The 22,282-nt window shown below is 70.4% G+C and carries 18 protein-coding genes; 9 read left to right on the top strand and 9 right to left on the bottom strand.

The genetic code is table 11. The features are described from left to right. Positions 1-44 precede the first annotated feature (44 nt). The 5 genes from ACWD0F_RS12595 (at position 45) to ACWD0F_RS12575 (ending at position 5,364) form a co-directional block, all read left to right on the top strand. A complete protein-coding gene (locus ACWD0F_RS12595; RefSeq protein WP_449874703.1) occupies positions 45-1,430 on the top strand; it encodes an extracellular solute-binding protein in 1,386 nt (461 codons plus the stop codon). Next, positions 1,405-2,322: a carbohydrate ABC transporter permease gene (locus ACWD0F_RS12590; protein WP_449874701.1), complete on the top strand. Its 918-nt coding sequence runs from the start codon at positions 1,405-1,407 to the stop codon at positions 2,320-2,322. Before ACWD0F_RS12595 ends, ACWD0F_RS12590 begins: the two co-directional genes overlap by 26 nt. Beyond that, positions 2,319-3,137, top strand: a complete 819-nt coding sequence (locus ACWD0F_RS12585) for a carbohydrate ABC transporter permease (RefSeq protein WP_449874699.1) — start codon at positions 2,319-2,321, stop codon at positions 3,135-3,137. Before ACWD0F_RS12590 ends, ACWD0F_RS12585 begins: the two co-directional genes overlap by 4 nt. Further along, the gene (locus tag ACWD0F_RS12580) at positions 3,134-4,183 is read left to right on the top strand and encodes an ABC transporter ATP-binding protein (protein WP_449874697.1); all 1,050 of its coding nucleotides are present in this window, start codon (positions 3,134-3,136) and stop codon (positions 4,181-4,183) included. Before ACWD0F_RS12585 ends, ACWD0F_RS12580 begins: the two co-directional genes overlap by 4 nt. A 140-nt stretch (positions 4,184-4,323) precedes the next feature. Then, on the top strand, positions 4,324-5,364 hold the full coding sequence (locus ACWD0F_RS12575) for a DNA polymerase IV (protein ID WP_449874695.1): 1,041 nt from the start codon (positions 4,324-4,326) through the stop codon (positions 5,362-5,364). Between the two features lie 293 nt (positions 5,365-5,657). On the opposite strand, the gene ACWD0F_RS12570 is transcribed toward ACWD0F_RS12575, so the two are convergent. Next, complete coding sequence (locus ACWD0F_RS12570; protein ID WP_449874693.1) at positions 5,658-5,867, bottom strand: ubiquitin-like protein Pup; 210 nt, start codon at positions 5,865-5,867, stop codon at positions 5,658-5,660. Positions 5,868-6,013: 146 nt separating this feature from the next. On the opposite strand from ACWD0F_RS12570, the gene ACWD0F_RS12565 reads away from it, so the two are divergent. Further along, positions 6,014-6,418, top strand: coding sequence for a hypothetical protein (locus ACWD0F_RS12565; RefSeq protein ID WP_449874691.1), 405 nt, complete (start codon positions 6,014-6,016; stop codon positions 6,416-6,418). Between the two features lie 123 nt (positions 6,419-6,541). Here the strand turns inward: ACWD0F_RS12565 and dop are convergent, their stop codons facing one another. The 6 genes from dop to ACWD0F_RS12535 all read right to left on the bottom strand — a co-directional run bounded on the left by dop (position 6,542) and on the right by ACWD0F_RS12535 (position 15,819). After that, complete coding sequence (gene dop / locus ACWD0F_RS12560; RefSeq protein WP_449874689.1) at positions 6,542-8,056, bottom strand: depupylase/deamidase Dop; 1,515 nt, start codon at positions 8,054-8,056, stop codon at positions 6,542-6,544. An 86-nt stretch (positions 8,057-8,142) separates the two neighbouring features. Further along, the gene (locus ACWD0F_RS12555) at positions 8,143-9,222 is read right to left on the bottom strand and encodes an acyltransferase family protein (RefSeq protein WP_449874687.1); all 1,080 of its coding nucleotides are present in this window, start codon (positions 9,220-9,222) and stop codon (positions 8,143-8,145) included. A gap of 67 nt (positions 9,223-9,289) precedes the next feature. After that, a complete protein-coding gene (locus ACWD0F_RS12550; protein ID WP_449874685.1) occupies positions 9,290-10,474 on the bottom strand; it encodes a pyridoxal-phosphate dependent enzyme in 1,185 nt (394 codons plus the stop codon). A gap of 120 nt (positions 10,475-10,594) precedes the next feature. After that, positions 10,595-12,853 (bottom strand): carbamoyltransferase HypF, encoded by a 2,259-nt coding sequence (gene hypF, locus ACWD0F_RS12545; RefSeq protein WP_449874684.1) that lies wholly within the window; start codon positions 12,851-12,853, stop codon positions 10,595-10,597. A 146-nt stretch (positions 12,854-12,999) separates the two neighbouring features. Further along, positions 13,000-14,763, bottom strand: a complete 1,764-nt coding sequence (gene arc / locus ACWD0F_RS12540) for a proteasome ATPase (RefSeq protein WP_449874682.1) — start codon at positions 14,761-14,763, stop codon at positions 13,000-13,002. A gap of 204 nt (positions 14,764-14,967) precedes the next feature. Further along, positions 14,968-15,819: a tRNA (adenine-N1)-methyltransferase gene (locus tag ACWD0F_RS12535; RefSeq protein ID WP_449874680.1), complete on the bottom strand. Its 852-nt coding sequence runs from the start codon at positions 15,817-15,819 to the stop codon at positions 14,968-14,970. A 55-nt stretch (positions 15,820-15,874) separates the two neighbouring features. Between ACWD0F_RS12535 and ACWD0F_RS12530 the strand changes: the two genes are divergently transcribed. The 3 genes from ACWD0F_RS12530 to ACWD0F_RS12520 all read left to right on the top strand — a co-directional run bounded on the left by ACWD0F_RS12530 (position 15,875) and on the right by ACWD0F_RS12520 (position 19,070). Next, positions 15,875-16,969: a GNAT family N-acetyltransferase gene (locus ACWD0F_RS12530; protein ID WP_449874679.1), complete on the top strand. Its 1,095-nt coding sequence runs from the start codon at positions 15,875-15,877 to the stop codon at positions 16,967-16,969. 379 nt (positions 16,970-17,348) lie between these two features. Beyond that, entirely contained in the window at positions 17,349-17,819 is a 471-nt protein-coding gene (locus ACWD0F_RS12525) for a hypothetical protein (RefSeq protein ID WP_449874677.1), read from the top strand. Positions 17,820-18,182: 363 nt separating this feature from the next. Beyond that, positions 18,183-19,070 carry an SDR family oxidoreductase gene (locus ACWD0F_RS12520; protein WP_449874675.1) on the top strand — a complete coding sequence of 296 codons (888 nt, stop codon included), beginning with the start codon at positions 18,183-18,185 and terminating at the stop codon, positions 19,068-19,070. A gap of 112 nt (positions 19,071-19,182) precedes the next feature. Here ACWD0F_RS12520 and ACWD0F_RS12515 read toward each other — a convergent pair whose 3' ends face one another. Next, positions 19,183-20,694, bottom strand: a complete 1,512-nt coding sequence (locus ACWD0F_RS12515) for an FHA domain-containing protein (RefSeq protein WP_449874673.1) — start codon at positions 20,692-20,694, stop codon at positions 19,183-19,185. A 340-nt stretch (positions 20,695-21,034) separates the two neighbouring features. Then, positions 21,035-22,171, bottom strand: a complete 1,137-nt coding sequence (locus tag ACWD0F_RS12510; RefSeq protein WP_449874671.1) for a site-2 protease family protein — start codon at positions 22,169-22,171, stop codon at positions 21,035-21,037. Positions 22,172-22,282 lie beyond the last annotated feature (111 nt).

Raw genomic sequence — 22,282 nt, 5'->3', positions numbered from 1 at the left:
ATGCGATTGTCGGTATGTCTGCACGTCCTGAACAGGAGGCCGACATGCGAGTCCCCAGCCGACCTGCGGTGATCGCCGCCGGCGCCGCCCTCGCCACCGTCGCCGCCCTCGCGCTCGCCTCCTGCGGCACCGGCGCGGACACCAGCGGAGGCAGCGTCACCCTCACGATCGCCGCCAACTCCATCTCCGGCGGCAAGAACTCCGAGTCGGCCGACTGGATCAAGCAGTGGGTGATCCCCGAGTTCGAGAAGACGCACCCCGGCGTCAAGGTGCTCTTCCAGCCCAGCGGCGTCGACGACGAGCAGTACAAGACGAAGATCGCGCTCGATCTCAAGTCGAAGACCGGCGCCGACGTCATCGACGTCGACGGCATCTGGGTCGGCGAGTTCGCCCAGGCCGGCTACGTCAAGCCGCTGTCGGAGGTCGGCGGCGCCACCGTCGGCCAGTGGGAGGGCTGGGCCCAGATCCCGCAGGCCGTGCAGGGCCTCGGCATCTTCGACGGCAAGAAGTACGGCCTGCCCCAGGGCACCGACGGCCGCGTCCTGTTCTACAACAAGACCCTGTTCGCCAAGGCCGGGCTGCCGGAGCCGTGGGCGCCGGCGAGCTGGCAGGAGATCATCGACGCCGGCGTCAAGCTGAAGGCCGCGGGCGTGCCGACCCCGATCCAGATCGACGCCGGCACCGCCATGGGCGAGGCCACCACCATGCAGGGCGTGCTGCCGCTGCTGGCCGGCGCCGGGTCGGAGATCTACACGGCCGGCAAGTGGACCGGCGCCTCCCCGGCCATGAAGGACGTGCTCGGCTTCTACCAGCAGATCTACGGCGGCAGCGGCCTCGGCGACCCCAAGCTCCAGCAGGAGGCCAAGGGCCGCGACAAGTCCTTCGCCCAGTTCGCCGCCGGCAAGATCGGCATCCTGGCCGAGAGCGACTACTTCTGGCGCTCCGTCATCGAGCCCACCGCCGGGGTCGCCCCCATGAAGGACCGCGACCAGGTCGTCGGCTACGCCAGGATCCCCGCCAAGCAGCCCGGCACGGGCCTGCGCGGCCAGGACTTCGTCAGCATGTCCGGCGGCGCCGTACGCGTGCTGAACCCGTTCTCCAAGAACCCCAAGCTCGCCTGGGACCTGCTCGCCTTCATGCACTCGGCGCCGGCGACGAAGTCGCAGCTCGCCGGGCAGGCGCGGATCAGCTCGCGCACCGACGTCAACGACGAGGTGCTCATCGTGGACGACATGCTGGGCTACATCGCGGACGAGGTGCTGCCGGTCACCGCCTACCGGCCGGGCCTGGCCGTCTACCCGCAGGTCTCCACGGCCCTGCAGGAGGCCACGGCCGCGGTCGTCAGCGGCAAGAGCGCCGACGAGGCGGCCGCCGCCTATCAGGCCAAGCTGGAGGGACTGGTCGGTGGCGCGGCCAACGTCGGCGGCTGACGCGGCGGGGCTGGGCCGGGGCAGGGCGGTCGCGTTCGTCCTGCCCGCTCTCGTCCTCATCGCCGTCTTCCTGATCTTCCCGGCTCTGTGGACCGTCTACCTCGGGCTCACCGACTACCGCCTCACCGGCCTGTCCGCCGCCGATCCGCAGGTCGTCGGGCTCGGCAACTACGCCGACGCGCTCGCCGACCCGCGCTTTCGCACCTCGCTGTGGCTGACCCTGCTGTACGTCGGCGGCTCGGCCATCATCGGCCAGGCCGGGCTCGGCTTCGCGCTCGCCTGGATCATGCGCTCGCGCACCGGCCCGCTGCGCCGGGTCGTCGAGGGCGTCGTGCTGCTGTCGTGGATCCTGCCCAGCACGGTCGTCGGGTTCCTGTGGTTCGCGCTGCTCGACCGTGACGACGGCACCCTGAACGCCCTCCTGCACACACCGGGTTTCGCCTGGCTGCTCGACTACCCGCTGCTGTCGATCATCGTCTTCAACGTGTGGCGCGGGACCGCGTTCTCCATGATGCTCTACTCGGCGGCCCTGGAGAACGTGCCGCCCTCCCACCTGGAGACGGCCCGCCTGGCCGGCGCGAGCGTGCCGCAGCAGTTGCGCGACGTCGTCTTCCCCCGCATCCGCCGCCACATCCTGACGAACCTGCTGCTCATCAGCCTGTGGACGTTCAACGACTTCACCCCGTTCGTCCTCACCGGCGGCGGCCCCGAGGGCCGCTCGGAGATCCTGCCCGTGTACGTCTACCGCGTCGCCCTCAGGGACGGCCGGCTCGGCGCCGGGGCCGCCATCTCCTTCCTCATCCTGCTGATCAACCTCCTCTTCGCGCTGGCCTACCTGCGGCTGCTGCGCGGCCGGCGGGAGGCCACCGTGACGGGAGGGCCGCCCGCATGATCCGGCACACCCTCGGCAGGCTCGCGGCCACCGTCTTCGTCGCGGTCGTCCTGGCCTTCTTCGCCCTGCCCATGCTCTGGCTGGCCAGCGCGCCCTTCGACGACACGCCGTCGATCACCACGTCGATCCCCGAGTTCACGCTGCGCAACTTCGCCGCCATCCTGGACAACCCGTACGCGCTCGGCTCCATCGGCAACTCCCTCATCCAGGGCGGCGGCGCCGCGGCGCTCGTCGTCGTCCTGGCCGCCCTGGCCGCCTACGCCCTGTCGCGGGTCCGCGTGCCAGGCCGCGACGTGCTGCTCTACCTGCTGCTCCTGCTGTCGTCGGTGGTCACGGGCACGGCGGCCATGGTGCCCATCTTCGAGCTGGCGACCCGGCTCGGCCTCATCGACACCCACCTGGGCGTCATCCTCGTCGTCTCCGGCGGCCTGCTGCCCGCCGCGATCTTCATCCTGAAGGACTTCATGGACGAGACGCCCACCTCCTACGAGGAGTCCGCCCGCGTCTTCGGCGCCTCGCCCCTGCAGATCCTGCGTCACATCGTCGTCCCGCTGGTGCGCCCCGGCCTGGCCACCATCGCGGTGTGGGCGCTGGCCAGCGTGTGGGGCGGCTTCCTGTTCCAGTTCATCCTGCTGCGCGACCCCGGCAAGGCGCCCGGCTCGGTCATCCTCTACACCCTCTACACCGAGGGCGGCGCGCCCAAGCTCGACCTGATCTCCACCTTCTCGCTGCTGTACTCGCTGCCGGTGGTGGTGATGTACCTGTTCGTCTCCCAGCGCTACGGCTTCCGCTTCCACGGAGGGATCAAACGGTGATCTCCCTGCACGGCCTGACCAAGGTCTTCCCCGGCGGAGTGCGCGCCCTCGACGGCATCGACCTCACGGTCACGGACGGGGAGTTCTTCGCGCTGCTCGGCCCGTCGGGCTGCGGCAAGACGACGCTCCTGCGGGCCATCGCCGGCCTAGAAATCCCCACTTCCGGAAATATCCGCATAAACGAGGTGAACGTCACCGCGCTGCCGCCGGGCGACCGCGACGTCGCCATGGTCTTCCAGGACTACGCGATCTTTCCCCACATGGACGTCACCGACAACATCGCCTACCCGCTGCGCATCAAGAAGGTCCCCCGCGCCCGGCGCACCGCCAAGGCCGCCGAGGTCGCCGCCCGGCTCAGCCTCACCGAGCTCCTGCACCGCCGCCCCGCCGCGCTCTCCGGCGGCCAGCAGCAGCGCGTCGCCCTCGCCCGGGCCATCGCCTGTCACCCCGCCGCCTTCCTCTTCGACGAGCCCCTGTCCAACCTCGACGCCCGCCTGCGCCTCGAAGCGCGCACCTTCCTCAAACGCCTGCAGCGCGAGCTCGCCGTCACCACCGTCTTCGTCACCCACGACCAGGCCGAAGCCCTCGCCCTCGCCGACCGCATCGCCGTCATGAGCCGGGGGCGCATGATCCAGGTCGGCACCCCCGCCGAGATCTTCCACCGCCCCGCGACCACGTTCGTCGCCTCGTTCATCGGCTCGACCCCGATGAACCTCCTGCCCGCCGAGATCACCGCCGGCGCCCTGCGCGTGGCCGGCGCCACCCTCCCCCTCCCGGACGGCCTCACCGCCGACGACGAGATCGTCTACGGGGTACGCCCCGAGTACATGGACCTCTCCCCCGCCGAACGCCCCGACGGCCTCCCCGGCGTCATCTCCGTCCTGGAGAACCTGGGCACCCACACCCTCGTCACGCTCGAATCCCCCGCCGCGCTCATCCAGCTCGTCGTCCCCGAAGGCGCGGAACCACCCCTCGGCACACCCGCCTGGGCCGTCCCCCGCCGCGCGCTCGTCTACCGCGACGGCGACCTCCACAGCACCACCTGACCCCCTCCGGGCCACGCCCCCGTATCGACGGCCGCCTGACCGCCTGGACCACGCCCCTTACGGACCGCCGCCTGGCCACCTGCGAGCCACGCCGCCATACCGACGGCCACCTGACACGGCACAAGGCCATACTGGTCACCATGTCCACCAGGGACTGGATCCTGCACGTCGACCTCGACCAGTTCATCGCCGCCGTCGAGCTCCTGCGTCATCCCGAGCTCCGTGGCAGGCCCGTCGTCGTCGGCGGCTCAGGGGATCCCACCCAGCCCCGCACGGTCGCCGCCACCGCCACCTACGAGGCCCGCGAGCACGGCGTCCACTCCGGCATGCCGCTGCGCACCGCCCTGCGGCGTTGCCCGGAGGCGACCTTCCTGCCCAGCGACCCGCCCGCCTACGAGGCCGCCTCGGAGCGCGTCATGGCCGTGCTCCGCGGGTTTCCGGTGCTCGTCGAGATCTGGGGCTGGGACGAGGCCTTCATCGGCGCCGCCACCGACGATCCGGAAGCCCTCGCCGCCGACCTGCGGCGAGCCGTGCGCGAGCGTACCGGCCTGTCCTGCTCGGTCGGCATCGGCGACAACAAGCACCAGGCCAAACTCGCCTCCGGCTACGCCAAACCAGCCGGAATCTACCGTCTCACCAGCGACAACTGGGCCGAGGTCATGAACGACCGCCCCACCGAAGCCCTCTGGGGCATCGGCGCCAGGATCTCCAAGAGACTCGCGGCACTCGGCCTCCGCACCGTCGCCGAGCTCGCCGCCGCCGACCCCGCCGAGCTGGCCCGGCACTTCGGCCCCACCAACGGCCCCTGGTACCGCTACCTCGCCCTCGGCAAGGGCGAAGCCGAAGTCGTCACCACCCCGTGGGTCGCCCGCGGCCACAGCCGCGAGACCACCTTCCAGCACGACCTCACCGACAAGGCCGAGATCGCCCGGCACGTGGCCGCGCTCGCCGGCCAGGTCGCCCAGGACGCCGCCGCGGCGGACCGCCAGGTGGCCCGTGTCTCGGTCAAAGTCCGCTTCACCCCGTTCCGCACCCGGACCCGCCAGTCGAAACTTCCCGCCCCCACCATCGACGCCCGCGTTCTGTCCGGCGCGGCCGTCGCCATCCTCGGCCGCTTCGACCTCGACCGCCCCGTCCGCCTGCTCGGCGTGGCCGTCGAATACACCATGCCCGAGGAGTGAAAGGCCGGCCGGCCCCGGCGGGCGAGCGTGCGCTCCTCTCGCACGGCCTTGCCCTGCCCGGCCGTCCGCTCCCGGCAACCTGAGTGGAACGCCTCCAGAAGCGGGCCTCCCGACACCGCGCCCGCCGTGCGGCCACGCGCCGCCGGTCGGCCACAGGATCGGACCCGAACGCGGGAACCGGCTTGACGCCGGTCGGCCGCGCGCTCGCCGGGCCCGAACGCGGAGACCGCCTTGACGTCCCCACCGCCCGGACACCGCTCCTCAGGCGCTTCCACCCATGCGTACGTTTTGCTCTACTCGCCGCCCTTTTGGACGTAGCTGCGCACGAACTCCTCTGCGTTCTCTTCGAGAACTTCGTCGATTTCGTCCAGAATCGCGTCGACGTCGTCGGTGAGCTTCTCCTGCCGCTCCTGGACGTCAGGTGCCGCCGAGGCCTCGGTCTCCTCGACTTCGGACTCGCGCTTGCCGGCCTGCTTCTGGCCGCCGGTGTCCTTGGTTGCCATGTCCTACCTCCGCTTGGGGGACTGCCTCTACCGCATATCTTCCCCGAACCGGGCGACATTTCGCGCCGAACGCCCAGCGATCTTGCGACGTTGACTAGATAGCAGTCCTATCCAATAATGGGGGCCCGTACCCACAGGAGGTCCAGATGTCCCCATCGTCCCTGAGCACAGCAGGTGTGCTCCTCATCACGGTCCCGCTCGTCGCCTTCGGCGGCGTCTCGTTGTTGTCGTTCCTGATGAAGAACGTCCCCGGCTACCTGGACAACCCGGTGCGCCGCGGCCTGTGGCGCGCGGGGCACGCCCACGCGGGCGTCCTGGTCCTGTTCGGCCTGGTGGCGATGCTCTATGTGGATCAGACGAGCCTGTCGGAGGGGTGGAAGGGCCTGACGCGCACGCTGATCGTCGCGGCCCCGATCCTGATGCCGCTGGGCTTCTTCCTGTCGGTGGTGCGCCCGGGCGACACCAAGCCGAGCAGGCTGATCTGGCTGACGTACGCGGGCGGCGCGTGCCTGGCGGCAGGCACGCTGACACTCGGCATCGGCCTGATCTGAGCCGACCTGATCCGAGGCGGCCCCATCTGAAGCGGCCCGACTTGAGGCGGCCCGATCCGAGGCGCTCTTCGCCTGGGCGGGTCCGGGGATCCGAGGCGTGCGCCGCCCGGCCGGACGAGGAGGTTAGTCGCCGCCGGTGAGGGCGGCGACGAGTTCGGCGGCGGTGCGGCAGCGGTCGAAGAGCTCGCCGACGTGGGCCTTGGTGCCGCGCAGCGGCTCAAGGGTGGGCACGCGCTGCAGCGACTCCCTGCCGGGGATGTCGAAGATGACGGAGTCCCAGGAGGCGGCGGCGACGGATTCGCTGTACTGGCTCAGGCAGCGGCCGCGGAAGTAGGCGCGGGTGTCGCTGGGCGGGCTCTCGACGGCGCGCTGCACGTCTTCCTCGGTGATGAGGCGCTGCATGCGGCCACGGGCCACGAGCCGGTTGTACAGGCCGCGGTCGGGCCGGATGTCGGAGTATTGCAGGTCGACGAGCTGCAGCCGGGGATGGGACCAGGACAGGCCGTCGCGGCTGCGGTAGCCCTCGAGAAGTTCGAGCTTGGCGACCCAGTCGAGCTCGCGGGAGAGCTGCATGGGGTCTTCGGCCAGGCGGGTGAGGACGGACTCCCAGCGGTCGAGGACGTCCTTGTTCATCTCGTCCTGGGCGGTGCCGCGCTCTTCGACATATTTGCGGGCCTGCTCCAGGTATTCCATCTGGAGCTGGATGGCGGTGAGCTTGCGGCCGTCGCGCAGGGAGATCTCGTAGCGGCAGCTCGGGTCGTGCGAGACGGCGCGCAGGGCCTGGACGGGGTTCTCGACGGCGAGGTCGCGCGTCAGGAAGCCCTCCTCGATCATGGCCAGGACGAGGGCGGTGGAGCCGAGCTTCAGGTAGGTCGAGATCTCCGACATGTTGGCGTCGCCGATGATGACGTGCAGCCGCCGGTATTTCTCGGGGTCGGCGTGCGGCTCGTCCCGCGTGTTGATGATGGGCCGCTTGAGCGTGGTCTCCAGGCCGACCTCGACCTCGAAGAAGTCGGCCCGCTGGCTGATCTGGAAGCCCTCGCCCCGGGAGTCCTGGCCGATGCCGACCTTGCCGGCGCCGACGACGACCTGCCGGGAGACGAAGAACGGCGTGAGGTGCCGGACGATGTCGGCGAAGGGGGTGGCCCGCCGCATCAGGTAGTTCTCGTGGCAGCCGTAGGAGGCGCCCTTGGCGTCGGTGTTGTTCTTGTAGAGCTGGATGGGCGCGTTGGAGGGGATGGCCGAGGCTCTGGTGGCGGCGTCGTACATGACGCGCTCGCCGGCCTTGTCCCAGATGACCGCCGCCCGGGGGTTGGTGCATTCGGGCGAGGAGTATTCCGGATGGGCATGGTCGACGTAGAGCCTGGCGCCGTTGGTGAGGATGACGTTGGCGAGGCCGAGGTCCTCGTCGGTGAGCTGGGTGGAGTCGGCGACCTCACGGGCCAGGTCGAAACCGCGCGCGTCGCGCAGCGGATTCTCCTCTTCGAAGTCCCACCGGGCTCTGCGCGCGCGGGCCGCCGAGGCGGCCAGGTAGGCGTTCACCACCTGCGAGGAGGTCACCATCGCGTTGGCGCCTGGCTGACCAGGTACGGAGATGCCGTACTCGGTCTCGATGCCCATCACCCGACGCACCGTCATGCAACACCCTCTGTTCGTCCGGGTCTGTCTATCCGCCGTTTATATGCCCGAGCCTATGCCCTTCACAGTGCCCCGAGGCCACAGAGTTATGGCACCGACGCCTTTTCAACCTGTACGACCGGAGCTGATGTGGTTCGTGATGATCTGCGGGGCTTGAGTAGCCGCTGGATGGGGCGTTCGGCAAAGGCGTACACCAGATATGCCACCAAGATGGCCGTCAGCACGGTCACGGTAACGGTGGCCCAGGGGGGCAGGTGCCCCGTCAGCGCCGGGATCAGCGCCACCGCGACGACGCCATGGAACAGGTAAAGCGGGTATGTGACGCCGCCGAGGGTGGTGAGCGTCCTGGACGGTTTCAGCCTGAGCAGGCCGAGCGCCACGAGCGCCATCAGGACGAAGATCAGCGTGATCGCGATGATCACACTGGTGTCGGTGACGGGCATGTTCTTGAACCCGGCGGCGTCGACGCGCCGGTGCACGCGGTCGAGGGCGGAGCCGATCGACAGGGCGTAGCCGGCGGCCACGTAGAGCCATGGGAGCCAGGCACTGCCGTGTTTGTGGATCAGATACAGGGCCATGCCGGCGATGAAGTAAGGGGCGTAATCAGGCATGACGATCTCGTTGAGCAGGTCGTCGCCGAGCAGTCCCGCGGCGAACGCGGCCACCAGCCACACCCCCGCGAACACCAGCACGCGCCCGTACGTGACGCCGATGATCACCAGGATGGACATCAGCAGGTAGAAGCGGAGCTCCGCCCAGAGCGACCAGTAGACGCCGCTGGCATCAGTGATCTTGAACAACCGCTGGAACATGGTGGCGTTCAGCAGGTAGTCGCCTGGTGAAAGTTTTGGATCGAGCGCCTTGGCGCCGGTGAGCCCGTAGAGGGCGGCGACGGCTCCGAGACTGAGCCAGTACGCGGGATAAAGCCGGGCGAACCGGGAACGCACGAACCCGCCGAGACCACGCCCCCACACCGTCATGAGAATGACGAACCCGCTGATGATGAAGAACAGCTCGACGCCCAGAATGCCTAACCCCGCGATGGGCGCCAGCGCCGGGAACAGCTCGGCGGGCCTGTCACCCCAGACGGAGGCGTAGGCGACCAGAAGGTGGAAGCCGACGACGGCCAGGGCGGCGGCGAAGCGCAGGAGGTCGAGCTCGGCCAACCGGCCGTCCCCCCGAGCATGTTTGGACCGGCTGGGTGGTTGCACGCCCCCTTTGACGTAACACTGATCACTTTGGTTCCACCGGGCCCTCGGTTCCCACCAGCAACACCCTTGATCCGGCGTCCAGGCCCAGCGCGCCGCGCGTGGCGGGGCCGAGAGCCAGCAGCCCCGCGGCTCCGGCGGCGCCGCAGTCCGACAGGGCCACGTCGTGGCTCGCGAGCAGGCGGGCGGCGGCGGCCGCCTGGTCGTCGGCGATGGTCAGGTAGAGGTCGGCGAGGTGGTGGAGGAGGCGGTGGGCGAGCAGGGAGGGTTCGAGGCAGTCGAGCCTGCCCAGGGTGGTGCGGCCGCCGGGCACGCGGACGGGTTCGCCGGCGCGGGCGCTTTCGAGCAGGCAGGGCGCGGCGTCCGGCTCGACGATGACGATCTTCGGCCGCTCACCCCAGCGGTCGCGTACGTAACCGGCGGCCGCGGCGGCCAGCCCGCCCACGCCGGCCTGCACGAACACATGCGTCGGCCCCCCACCCGCCGGCGCCTCCGGCCGCACGCCCGCCAGCGCCTCCGGCCGCACGCCCGGCAGCACCTCCGGCACTCCGCCCGGCAGCGCCTCCGGCACCCCGCCCGGCAGCACCTCCGGCACTCGGGCACCGCGATCGGCACCCCCGTCGCCGAACACGCCGCCGGGGTCGGCGAGTTCGTCGAACAGGACCGTGTAGCCGCGCATGACGTCGAGCGGGACGCCGGTGTAGCCCTCCCATGAGCTGTCGGCCACGAGCCGCCACCCGTGCTCGCGCGCGGCCCGCAGCGCGGCGGCCATGCTCGCCTCGTAGTCCGCTCCGCCGCGCCGCACCTCGGCGCCCAGCGCCCGCAGCCGCTCCGCGAAGGGCTCCGGCACACCCTCGCTGAGATGGACCACGCACGCCGCCCCCACCTCGCGCGCGCCCGAGGCGACGGAGATGCCGTGGTTGCCGGCGCTGGCGCAGACGAACGGGGCGCCGGATCCGTCGCGTTCGGCGAGCAGGTGGACGGCGTACGCGCCCCCGAGGGCCTTGAAGCTGCCCAGCCCCATGCGCCCGCTCTCGTCCTTGATGTACACGGCCTCCGTCCCGGCCAGTCCCGGAACGGTGTGGACGGGCGTGGGCCGGTAGGCGGGATGCGCGGCGAAGCGGGCGCGGGCCCGGCGGGCGTGCTCGGCCCCGATGAGCGCACGATCCTGCGCGGTGTACGGGGCGCGGGCCGGGTTGAGGTACTCCATGATCGCCATGCTAGGTCCACGTGCCCCGCGTCCCGTCGAACGGGACACACCGGCTCCCGGGAACGTTCCCGACGCCGGTCCGCACGCCCGCCCGGACGCCGGTCCCACGACGCCCGGGTCCTACGACGACCGGTCTCGCGCGGCGGCGATGGCGGCCTGACCGAGGCTGACGCCGCCGTCGTTCGGCGGCACGCGCACGTGCTTGAGCACCCGGAACCCGGCCCCTTTCAGCCGCTCCACCGTACGTCCGAGAAGCAGCGCGTTCTGGAAGACCCCGCCCGACAGCGCCACCGCGGTCAGCCCCGTACCCTCCCGGATCATGACGCAGGTGCGGGCGACGGCGTCGGCGAGACCGTTGTGGAAGCGCCCGGCGACGACACCCGTGCCCGCTCCGGCGATCAGGTCGGCGGCGGCGGCGCGGACGAGGTCGGAGCCGTCCACGACGAGCAGGCCGTCGTCGAGGACGGCGGCGGGGTAGCTGCCGCGTTCGGCCGGGTCGGCGCGCTGTTCGAGCTCGATCGCCGCCTGCCCCTCGTAGGTGATCGTGTCCCGGACGCCGAGCAGCGCCGACACGGCGTCGAAGAGGCGGCCCGCGCTGGACGTCAGCGGCGAGTTGACCCCGCTGGTGGCGATCTTGAGCACGTCGGTCCAGCGTTCGGCGTTGCGGCGGACGACGTCCAGGCCGGGATGCTCGTCGCGGAGGTAGGCGGCGGCCATGCGCCACGGCTGCCTGACCGCGGCGCTCCCGCCGGGCATCGGCACGGGGGCGAGGTGGCCGAGGCGTTCGAAGGAGGTCAGGTCGGCGCGCAGGAACTCCCCGCCCCAGATGGTGCCGTCGGTGCCGTAGCCGAGCCCGTCGAAGGCCACGCCGATCACGGGCCCCTGGTCGCCGTTGTCGGCGAGGCAGGAGGCGATGTGGGCGTGGTGGTGCTGGACGCCGACGAGCTCGACGTCGGGGATCTCCAGGGCGTGCTTGGTCGACAGGTAGTCGGGGTGCAGGTCGTAGGCCACGGTCTCGGGCCGGATGCCGAACAGCCCGCAGTAGTGGTCGATGCCCTCGACGAACGTCCTGAGCGTCTCGTAGTTCTCCAGGTCGCCGATGTGCTGGGAGACGAAGGCCCGCCGCCCCCGTACGAGGCAGAAGGTGCTCTTGAGCTCGGCGCCGCAGGCGAGCACGGGCCGCGGCGCCGGCCGGCGCAGGGCGAGCGGCTCGGGGGCGTAGCCGCGGGCCCGGCGCAGCACGCTCACCTGCCCCGCCATCGGCCGCACGACGGAGTCGTCGGTGCGGACGTGGATGCCGCGATCATGGACGAGGAAGGCGTCGGCGATGCCGCCGAGGCGGGTGAGCGCGTCGGCGTCCTCGTGGGCGATGGGCTCGTCGGAGACGTTTCCGCTGGTCAGGACCATCGGACCGGGGAGCTCGGCCAGCAGGAGGTGATGCAGCGCCGTGTACGGGAGCATCAGCCCGAGGTTGCGGTTGCCCGGCGCGACGGACGGGGCGAGGGGCGCGCCGGGCAGGCGGGGCAGCAGCACGATGGGCCGGGCGCGGCTGGTGAGCAGGCCGGCCGCGTCGTCGTCGATCTCGCACAACCGCCGCGCCTGCGCCAGGTCGGCGACCATGACGGCGAACGGTTTGGCCTCTCGGTGCTTGCGGCCGCGCAGCGCGGCGGCGGCCCGCTCGTCGGCGGCGAGCACGGCGAGGTGGAAGCCGCCGAGGCCCTTGACGGCGACGACGCGCCCGGCGCGCAGCAGCGTGGCGCAGCCGCTGACGGGGTCGCCGCAGAGCTCGACGCCCCGCGCGTCCTGCAGGCGCAGCGCGGGCCCGCAGGCGGGGCAGCAGATGGGCTGAGCGTGGAAGCGGCGGTCGCCGGGGTCGTGGTATTCGGCGGCGCAACCGGCGCACATGCCGAACCCGGCCATGGTGGTCAGGAGCCGGTCATAGGGGACGCCGCGCACGATGGTGAAGCGGGGCCCGCAGTTGACGCAGTTGATGAAGGGATAGCGGTGCCGGCGGTCGGCGGGGTCGGTCAGCTCGCGCAGGCAGTCGTCACAGGTGGCGGTGTCGGCCGAGACGAGCGCGCGGCGCAGCCCCGACGGATCGCTGGCGGCGATGGTGAAGCCGCTGTGCCCGGCCGGTTCGCCGCTGACGACGGTCACCCGGTCGATCTCGGACAGAGCGGGGGCTTCGCTTTCGAGGGCGGTCAGGAACTCTTCGACGCCCGTCAGAGCGCCCTCGATCTCGATGAACACTCCGTCGACGTCGTTGCGCACCCGGCCGGCCAGGCCCAGCCGGTTGGCGAGACCGTAGACGAACGGACGGAAGCCCACGCCTTGGACAATGCCTTCGACGTGCACGTCTACGCGTTTGAGCGTGGTCACAGGCCCAGTGTGCGCCTCATCGCCGTGGCGTGCATGTGTATCGCCCGTGTCGCCGTGTCCTTTCGCACCACGGCCGGACGCCGGTTGTGCGGAGACGAAAGGGAAGGGCCGCGCGGCTGCCCGCGCGGCCCTTCCTCGCAGCGGTCTTACAGGTACTGGCCGGTGTTGGCGACGGTGTCGATGGACCGGCCGGCTTCGGTGCCCTGCTTGCCGGAGACGAGCGTGCGGATGTAGACGATCCGCTCGCCCTTCTTGCCGGAGATGCGGGCCCAGTCATCGGGGTTGGTGGTGTTGGGCAGGTCCTCGTTCTCGGAGAACTCGTCCACGCAGGCCGTGAGCAGGTGCTGCACCCGCAGGCCCTTCTGGCCGCTTTCGAGGAACTGCTTGATGGCCATCTTCTTGCCCCGGTCGACGATGTTCTGGATCATCGCGCCGGAGTTGAAGTCCTTGAAGTAGAGGACTTCCTTGTCGCCGTTGGCGTAGGTCACTTCGAGGAAGCGGTTCTCTTCGCTCTCGGTGTACATGCGCTCGACGACACTCTGGATCATGCCCAGGATGGTGCCCTCGCGGGAGTCGGAGTGCTCCGAGAGGTCATCCGGGTGCAAGGGGAGGTCGGGGACGAGGTACTTGGAGAAGATGTCCTTGGCCGCCTCGGCGTCCGGCCGCTCGATCTTGATCTTGACGTCCAGGCGGCCGGGCCGCAGGATCGCCGGGTCGATCATGTCCTCGCGGTTGGAGGCGCCGATGACGATGACGTTCTCCAGGCCCTCGACGCCGTCGATCTCCGACAACAGCTGAGGGACGATGGTGTTCTCGACGTCGGAGGACACGCCAGAGCCTCGGGTACGGAAGATCGAGTCCATCTCGTCGAAGAACACGATCACCGGGGTGCCCTCTGAGGCCTTCTCGCGGGCCCGCTGGAAGACCAGCCGGATGTGCCGCTCGGTCTCGCCCACATACTTGTTGAGCAGCTCCGGACCCTTGATGTTGAGGAAGAAGCTCTTGCCGGACTGGCCGGTCTTCTCCGCGACCTGCTTGGCCAGGGAGTTGGCGACGGCCTTGGCGATGAGCGTCTTGCCACAACCGGGCGGCCCGTAGAGCAGCACGCCCTTGGGGGGCCGCAGCTTGTGCTCGCGGAACAGGTCGGCGTGCAGATAGGGCAGCTCGATGGCGTCCCTGATCTGCTCGATCTGCCGCATGAGGCCACCGATCTCCTCGTAGGAGATGTCGGGGACCTCTTCGAGCACGAGCTCTTCGACTTCGGACTTGGGGATGCGCTCGTAGACGTAGCCGGAGCGAGGTTCGAGCAGGAGCGAGTCGCCGGCCCTGATGGGCTGGCCGACCAGCGACTCGGCCAGTCGCACGACGCGCTCTTCGTCGGCGTGCGAGATGACCAGGGCCCGCTTGCCCTCGTCGAGCAGTTCTTTGAGCATCACGATCTCGCCGACCTCTTCGTAGCCGAGCGCCTCGACCACGTTGAGCGCCTCGTTGAGCATGACCTCCTGGCCACGCGCCAGCGAGTCGACGTCGACGGCGGGGCTGACGTTCACCCGGAGCTTGCGCCCTCCGGTGAACACCTCGATCGTGCCGTCTTCTCGGGCCTCCAGGAAGGTGCCGAAACCGGATGGCGGTTGCGCCAGCCGGTCGACCTCCTCCTTGAGGGCGACGATCTGGTCCCTGGCCTCCTTGAGTGTTGCCACAAGGCGCTCGTTCTGGCCTGTCACGGCCGCGAGATTCGCCTGTGCCTCATGGAGACGCTCTTCGAGGACTCTGGCCTGACGGGGTGACTCGGCCAGCTTCCGCCTCAGCGCGGTGATCTCCTCCTGGAGGAAGGAGACCTGTGTTGAAAGATCAGCGACCTCCCGTTCGCGCTGCGCGGCTCGAGCCTCAGCATCATCGCGAGCTGCCACGCCCCGTCACCTCCTTCCCAGTCGAGGGCGACTACTAAGGACCTTACCTATCTCGGGCCCCTCCGTAACCTGGCCGGGCAGTGTTCGTCGAGTGACATTCAGTGTTCGTTGAATAATCCCCAATAGCGGGTTTAATACACCCAGCATATGAACCCGGCGATCTGTTCCCGTGTCACGCACCAACGCACCCTCGTGGCCAAATTGTCATAGTTCCTCAGTCGTCCCCTTCGGTCGTCGACGGCGGGGCGGCGGCGTCACGCCGTCGGCCATGCGGCGGGCGGCGACGAGGAATCCGGTGTGGCCGATCATCCGATGATCGGGCCGCACCGCGAGTCCCTCGACATGCCAGTCGCGAACCAGGGTCTCCCACGCATGCGGCTCGGTGAAACACCCGTGATCGCGAATAGCCTCCACCGTCTTGGACATCTGGGTCGTCGTGGCCACGTAACAGCAGATCACGCCGCCGGGCGTGAGCGCCTTGGCGGCGGCGTCGACGCACTCCCAGGGAGCCAGCATGTCGAGGATGATCCGGTCGACGTCGGTCTCGTCGATGGAGGCGACCAGGTCGCCGACGACCAGGCGCCAGTTGCCGTCCATCGAGCCGCCGTAGAACTTCTCCACGTTCTTGCGCGCGACGTCGGCGAACTCCTCGCGCCGCTCGTAGGAGGTGACGTGCCCCTCGGGGCCGACGGCCCGCAGCAGGAAGCAGGTCAGCGCGCCGGAGCCGACGCCGGCCTCGATCACGCGGGCGCCGGGGAAGATGTCGGCCATGCCGACGATCATCGAGGCGTCCTTGGGATAGATGACGGCCGCGCCACGCGGCATGGCCAGCGTGTAGTCCTGCAGCAGATGGCGGAAGGCGAGGTACTGGGTGCCGCCGGAGGAGCGCACGACGGAGCCCTCAGGTTGCCCGATCAGCTCGCTGTGCGGGATGGCGCCCTTGTGGGTGTGGAAGACGCCGTCCTCTTTGAGCGTGATCGTGTGGCGCTTGTTCTTGGGGTCGGTGAGCTGCACCTGATCCCCCACCTGGAAAGGCCCATGCCTGCGGAAACCCATGTCGGCAAGGTTATAGGGCTTTCGAGCGCGTCCGGGCGCGCGGTATCTATGGGGGATGCTCCCCCGCGACATGATCTCTACCGGTTCCCTCATTCTGCGGCCCCCTGTGGCGGCGGACGCGGAGGCGATCGTGGCGGCGTCCGCAGACCCGGCGACGGCCACGTTCCTGCCGCTGCTGCCCCAGCCGTACACGATGGCGGACGCGCGCGCGTACCTCTCCACGGCCGACGCCAGATGGGCGGAAGGCGGCGCGGACTTCGCGATCACGGAGAACGGCCGGTGGGTCGGCTCCGCCGGCGCCACGCCGCCGGACCACTGGGGCACGGCGCGGATCGGCTACCTGGTGGCGCCGTGGGCGCGGGGCAAGAACGTGGCGGGGACGGCCGCGCGGGCGCTGTCCGACTGGCTGTTCGACCAGGGCGCGCGCCGGCTTGAGCTGCGGAGCGCGGTGGAGAACCTGGCCAGCCTGCGGGTGGCGTACAAGGCGGGCTTCCGGGAGGAGGGGCTGCTCCGCGAGGCCAAGCGGATGCGGGACGGGCGGTACGCCGACTACGTCTCCTTCAGCAGGCTCGCCGGGGACACGGTGGCGGTGGCGGAGCCGTACCTGCCGTTCTTCGACGGCGGGGAGCTGAGCGACGGAGTGGCGCGGCTGACGCCGCTGGCAGTGGCGGACGTCGGGGACTTCCACCGGATGCTGACCGAGCCGAGTGTCGCGGCCTACACGGTGGGGCTCGTCAGCACCCAGGAGGAGAACCAGCGGCGGTGCCGGTACACCGGCTACTGGTGGTTGTCGGGGCAGCGGATCGAGCTGGCGATCAGGGACGCGTCCTCCGGGGCGTTCGCGGGGCATCTGCAGCTCACGCAGGTGACGCCGGCGCTGGGGCAGGCCATGGTCGGCTACTCGCTGCTGCCGGCGTTCCGGGGGAAGGGGCTCATGACGCGGGCGGTCGATCTGCTGGTGGGCTGGGCGTTCGCGAAGACGGCCCTGCACCGGATCGTGGCGGGGACCAACGCGGCGAACACGGCGTCGCAGGCGGTGCTGGAGCGGGCGGGGTTCAGCAGGGAGGGGGTGCATCGGGAGATGTTCCCGAAGGCCGAGGGGGCGCCGCGGGCCGATGACGTGATGTGGGCCCGTTTGCGGCCTTCCTAGGGTTTTGTGGTGGCTGGGGCGGGCGTTTCCGCACGACTGTGCTGGCTTTTCGGGGCGTTTGCGCTATTCCGTGGGACTCATGATGACATGTGCAAACTTGTGTGGTTTGTTCGGCTTTAACCGGCAGCGTCCGGTACGGGCGGGGTGTGGACAGGTGTCATGCGCGGGCCGTGCCGTTCGGGGCGGGGCGTTGCGGCGGGGGCGGACACCAGGCCGAAATGGGCAAAAATCCCGATTTCCAGTTGAAGACTAGTCAAGGGCCGCGTCGGGGGTGATAGTCGGGGCACCCGCTTTTGAGTTCGCGCGATTGGGCTGCGCGATCTCAACCCCCTCCCCCCGAGGGACCTCCGCGATGCCATGCAACCGTGTCGATGTCGCCATGCGTGAACTCATCACCCTGTTCTCCTGCCTGGAGGCCGCGGACCTGGTCGACCGGCTGGCGCGTGCCGCCGCCGCGGTCGCGGACACCGCGTACTCGGGCTTCGTGCGCGTGGACACGCTGCGGCGGGAGGCCCACGCGATCCACGTGCACGCCCCCCCTGACGATCCGCTGCGCGTGTGTCTGTGGCTGGCCGAATCCGGGGTGCTGAAGGAACTGGCGGCGGAGGAGGCGCCGGTGCGGCTGGCGCGTGACGTCACCGTGGGCGAGCCGGGATTCCTGGCGGCTCCCGTGCCGACGGTGGCGCGGGACCGCACGTTCGTGTGGGTCGCGGGGCGGGGGTTCGAGGTCGACGACGAGCATCTGCTGGGCCGTTTCGCGACGGCGGCCGGGCGGGCGCTGGAGGCGGCCAGCGGGCTGGACGCGGCGGTGCGTCTGTTACGGGGCGTACGGTCTTTCCGACCGGCCTAGGTGTCGACCTCCCTATTGGACCGACCGGATCGTGAAGAAAGAGACGACCGATTCTCGGGCTCCTTTCGCGGGGAATCTCCACCCGACAGACGTGCCCGCATAAGCCCCTTTCCGAAGATTTTTCGTTTATTCACCGCCTTATCGCTAAAATCACGACATTTCATATGAAGCGGTAAGACAATCTGCTTGCCACCTTTATAGCGGCGCACATCGGCGCCGGAATCGCCGATCCGGCCCCTTTCGCCCCCTCTCCGCCTTGCCGCCGCCCGCCCGCCAGGATCGCGGCTTCAGGGGCGTGGCCCGGACTTATGTCGCGTTTGCCGTGGTCCTGGCGAACAGGCCGAGGAGCTAAGGTGGCGGCCTGTGAGGGTTCTGATCGTGGGTGGGAGCGGCTTGCTCGGTGGCGAGCTCGTACGCCGATGCGCGGCGGCCGGTCACGACGTGGCCGCGACCTACCTGACGCGGCCCGGGGAACGCGCCGAGGCGAAGTGGCTGCCTCTGGACGTGCGATCGAGTGCGGACGTGAACGCCGTCGTCGAGGCGTACCGGCCGGAGGCGACGGTGAACGCCGCGTACCGGCAGGCGGACTGGGCCACCACGGCCGACGGTGCCGCGCACGTCGCCCTGGCCCTCTCCCGGGCCGGTGGGCGGCTGGTGCACGTCTCCAGCGACGCCGTCTTCTCCGGCGCCGCTCCCCGCTACGACGAGACGTGCGCCCCCGACCCGATCACCCCGTACGGAGCGGCCAAGGCGTCGGCCGAGACGGCGGTGCGGGCCATGGTGCCCGGCGCGGCCGTCGTACGGACGTCGCTGATCCTCGGGCACGGTGACTCACCGCATGAGAGGCGGGTGCGGGCGCTGGCCACGGGAGCCGATCAGGGCGTGCTGTTCACCGACGACGTCCGGTGTCCGATCCACGTCGGCGATCTGGCGGCGGCGCTGCTGGAGCTGGCGGTCAGCGGACATCCGGGCGTGTGGCACGTCGCGGGCGCGGACGCCGTGACCCGCTACGAGCTGGGCGTGCTCATCGCCCGCCGCGACGGTCTCGACGCGGATCGCCTGCCCGCCGGCCGCCGGGCGGACACCGGTCTGGCCGGGCCGCTCGACGTACGCCTGGACTGCACGGCGACCCAGCGGCGGCTCCGGACACGACTTCGGGGCGCACGAGAGTTCCTGACCCCGAACAGCACTCCCGGCGAAGCCCCTGCCCCCGCCTCTGACCCGCGTCCCTGGCCCAGAGACAGCCTCTGATCACGGCACGCGATCATGGCGTTCCTGGGGCGTTCCTGGCCCTGCGGCGCTCCAGGAGGACGACGGACGCCCGCGCTCGTGGCCGCGGAGCGCGAGCGTCGTGGCGGGCCGGCTACCCCCGGTGGGCCTCGAAGCGGAGCGTACGTGAGACGCCGACCCGCACCGTGGTCCCCGGCGCGATGGTGACGGGCTCGTTGGGCGGGATGTCGTAGAAGTTGGGATCACCGGGCGGCTGGATCTGGGTGCCGTTGACCGAGCCCAGGTCCACCAGGTTGACGTCCCACCCGTCCAGCGCCACCCGCAGATGCCGCCGCGACACCGAGCCGTCGGGGCTGGTCACCTTGGCGGGCCTGGCGCTGCCGCCGGCCACCTCCGGCGCCCGCTCCGGGTCCCGCCCGAGCAGGTAGTCGCTCTCCAGGGGCAGGGCCGTGCCGTCGTCCAGGACGAAGACGCCGAGCGACGGGCGCGGGCCCTTGTAGGGGACGAGGGTGCGCTGCACCAGGGCGATGCCGCAGACGGCGCAGTAGGGCACCCTGGGGTCGTTGAAGTGGTCGTTCTTGCAGTCGACCCCGTAGACGAGCAACCGGTCGCCGTGGTCGGGCTGCTGGTCCTGCTGGGGCGGGCCCTGGTGGTCGTAGTGGTCGGGCGGACCGAGCAGGGGCGGCGCGGGCTGGTCGTAGTGGTCGGGCGGGCCCATGTGCTGCGGCATCGGCTGGTCGGCGCCGGGGGGCGGCTCGTCGTAGGAGGGGAACTGCTGCTGCGGCTCCAGCAGGGGCGGCGGCTCCTGGAGATAGGAGGGCTGCTCCTGGGCGTAGGAAGGCTGCTCCTGCTGCGGGTGGTAAGGCGAGGGGTCCTGCGGGGTGTGATGGTAGGGCGGCTGATCCTGCGGGGTGTGGTAGGGCGGCTGCTCGTGGGGCGCGTGGTAGGGCGGCTGCTCCTGCTGCGGGACGTAGGGCGGCGGCTGGTCCAGGGAGGGGGCGCCCTGCGGGCCCGAGGGCACGCCCTGCGGCATCGGCGGCTGGTCGGCCAGCGGATAGGGCGGGCGCTCGACCTGCGGCTGCGAGGGCGGCTGGATCAGGTCGGCCTCAAGGTGGAAGGCCGTGGCGGGCATCTCGCTGGTCAGCGGGCGGGAGACGGCGGGAGCCGAGGGCTGGCCGGCGAGGTCGCCGATGAGGCCGCCGCCGTGCACGACGCCGCCTTCGAAGCGGACCGCGGGGTGGGGACTGCCGGCGCCGGGCAGGCTGAGCTCGACGCGCTCGACGGGACCAGTGACGAGCCGGTCGGCCCAGGTCAGCGAGTCGCTGCCGGCCAGCCGCGTCTCGCCGGCGGAGCCGCCGATGATGGCCGCGGCCGAGCCGCTGACCAGGACGGCCACCCCGTCGCCGACGGGGCCGGCGACGGCGCACGTGGCCGGGTCGCCCGCCATGTTGGCCGCCAGCACCTGGGCGGCGCGCCGGGCGAGCGCCCTGCCGTCGCCACCGGAGGCGGCGGTCTCACGCAGCGCCTTGAGCAGGTCGTCGGCGGCACGCTCGCCGGCGTCGCACACGAGCAGCAGGCCGCCGATATAGGCGACGAGCCCGTTTCCGGGAAGCGGACGCACCACTCCGAAACCATGGCCGGTCATGCGTCCTCCCTCATGACGACCGTGCTGCGCTCATTGGTGCCCTCGCTGCGCTCGGTCACTCAACTCTCCTCCCCGGAAGCCGGCGATGTTTCGGCACCCGCACTGCCGTGCCGGCCCCCAGCCATACGCATACCCAGACGACGAGGCCGTGCCGCGGTCCGGTCGTCTCGATTCGGTGAACCGGTGGACCGCAACAAACCTCTTAACTGTTGCAAGTTTGGCCAAACAGCACACTATCGGCCAGTCCTCGCATCGCAGAATCGCCAGAGTGGGCTTCGGTCACCCGAAACCGCTGGACACGACCCTATCCGGGGCTCGACCGTTAAACGAGTGGGACAAATCAGACGCCGGTGAACGCCCGGTTCACGTCGGCCGTCGCGAGCACCCCGTAGATCTCGCCGCCGTCCTCCACGAGCAGGTATTCGCTGCCGGGAGACTCGCGCATGGCGTCGATGAGCGGCTCACCCGTCAAGGCGGCGGCCAGCACCATGGAGGGCTCCAGGGACTTGGCCAGGGAGCCGACGTTCACCCAGGGACGGCGGTGCTCGGGGGTGGCCTGCACGGCGGCCTCGTTGACGATGGCCAGGGGGTTGCCGTCGTGGTCGACCACCACGATGGCGCCCGCCCTGCGCTCCCCCGCCTGCCGCAGCGCCTCCGCCAGCGGCGTCTCGGCGGGCACCGGGATCGCCCTGCGGGCCAGGGCGCGCGCGTTGATCCGCGGGATCTTGGCCCGGATCTTGGCCGCGCGCAGCGACTGGCTGGCGCCGAGCCAGATGAACGAGGCCAGCACCAGCGGCCACACCAGGTCGAGCATGTCGAGCTCCTGGCCGCTCAGCAGGGCGGTGCCGACCGGCAAGGCGACCACCAGGACGGCCAGCACCCGGCCGCCCCAGGCGGCGACGACGGTGCCGGAGCTCGCGTCGCCGGTGAGCTTCCACACGCCCGCGCGCAACATCCGGCCGCCGTCGAGCGGCAGCCCCGGCAGCACGTTGAACACGCCGACGATGAGGTTGGCCACCCAGAGCTGCCAGACGAGCACTTCGAGGATGCCGCCGTTGTTGATCAGGTAGACGTCGGCGGCCTTGCCGATCCCGGCCAGTCCCAGTGAGAGCGCGGGACCGGCGGCCGCGACCAGGAACTCCTTGCCCGGCGTGGGCGGCTCCTTCTCGATCTCGGAGACGCCGCCGAGGAGGTAGAGGGTGATCCTGCGGACCGGCAGGCCGTACCCCTTGGCGAGGACGCTGTGGGCCAGCTCGTGCAGCAGCACCGAGACGTAGAGCAGCACGGCGAACACGAACGCCACCGCGTAGGCGGCGGTGCTGCTGAGCTCAGGCAGCATCTGCCCCATCTGCGGCCCGAACATGATCGTGATGAAGCCCGCCACGAGGAACCATGTCCACGAGACGTACACCGGAATGCCGAACGGCTTCCCCATCCGAAATCCGGAGAATCCCTGTCGCGGGCCCTGCTCGCTCACCGCACTCCTCGAACGTCCTTGCCAGTGGGGAACACGCTGCCCCCTCTCCTGCCCGGAGAGGCGGAACCTATGGCGGATCTCCCACCGGCACGTGCTGTTGCTGCCTTGATG

Source organism: Nonomuraea sp. NPDC002799, from assembly GCF_053592075.1.
The sequence above is the reverse complement of the archived record's forward strand: the minus strand, read 5'-3'. Positions and strand labels throughout refer to the sequence as shown.

Bases quoted from the DNA above. Each gene is read 5' to 3' on its own strand.
- ACWD0F_RS12550 (WP_449874685.1), bottom strand. From the start codon at position 10,474: ATGGAGTACCTCAACCCGGCCCGCGCCCCGTACACCGCGCAGGATCGT.
- ACWD0F_RS12570 (WP_449874693.1), bottom strand. From the start codon at position 5,867: ATGGCAACCAAGGACACCGGCGGCCAGAAGCAGGCCGGCAAGCGCGAG.
- ACWD0F_RS12535 (WP_449874680.1), bottom strand. From the start codon at position 15,819: ATGGGTTTCCGCAGGCATGGGCCTTTCCAGGTGGGGGATCAGGTGCAG.
- ACWD0F_RS12575 (WP_449874695.1), top strand. From the start codon at position 4,324: ATGTCCACCAGGGACTGGATCCTGCACGTCGACCTCGACCAGTTCATC.
- ACWD0F_RS12530 (WP_449874679.1), top strand. From the start codon at position 15,875: ATGCTCCCCCGCGACATGATCTCTACCGGTTCCCTCATTCTGCGGCCC.
- ACWD0F_RS12585 (WP_449874699.1), top strand. From the start codon at position 2,319: ATGATCCGGCACACCCTCGGCAGGCTCGCGGCCACCGTCTTCGTCGCG.
- ACWD0F_RS12515 (WP_449874673.1), bottom strand. From the start codon at position 20,694: ATGACCGGCCATGGTTTCGGAGTGGTGCGTCCGCTTCCCGGAAACGGG.
- ACWD0F_RS12595 (WP_449874703.1), top strand. From the start codon at position 45: ATGCGAGTCCCCAGCCGACCTGCGGTGATCGCCGCCGGCGCCGCCCTC.
- dop (WP_449874689.1), bottom strand. From the start codon at position 8,056: ATGACGGTGCGTCGGGTGATGGGCATCGAGACCGAGTACGGCATCTCC.
- ACWD0F_RS12565 (WP_449874691.1), top strand. From the start codon at position 6,014: ATGTCCCCATCGTCCCTGAGCACAGCAGGTGTGCTCCTCATCACGGTC.
- ACWD0F_RS12525 (WP_449874677.1), top strand. From the start codon at position 17,349: ATGCGTGAACTCATCACCCTGTTCTCCTGCCTGGAGGCCGCGGACCTG.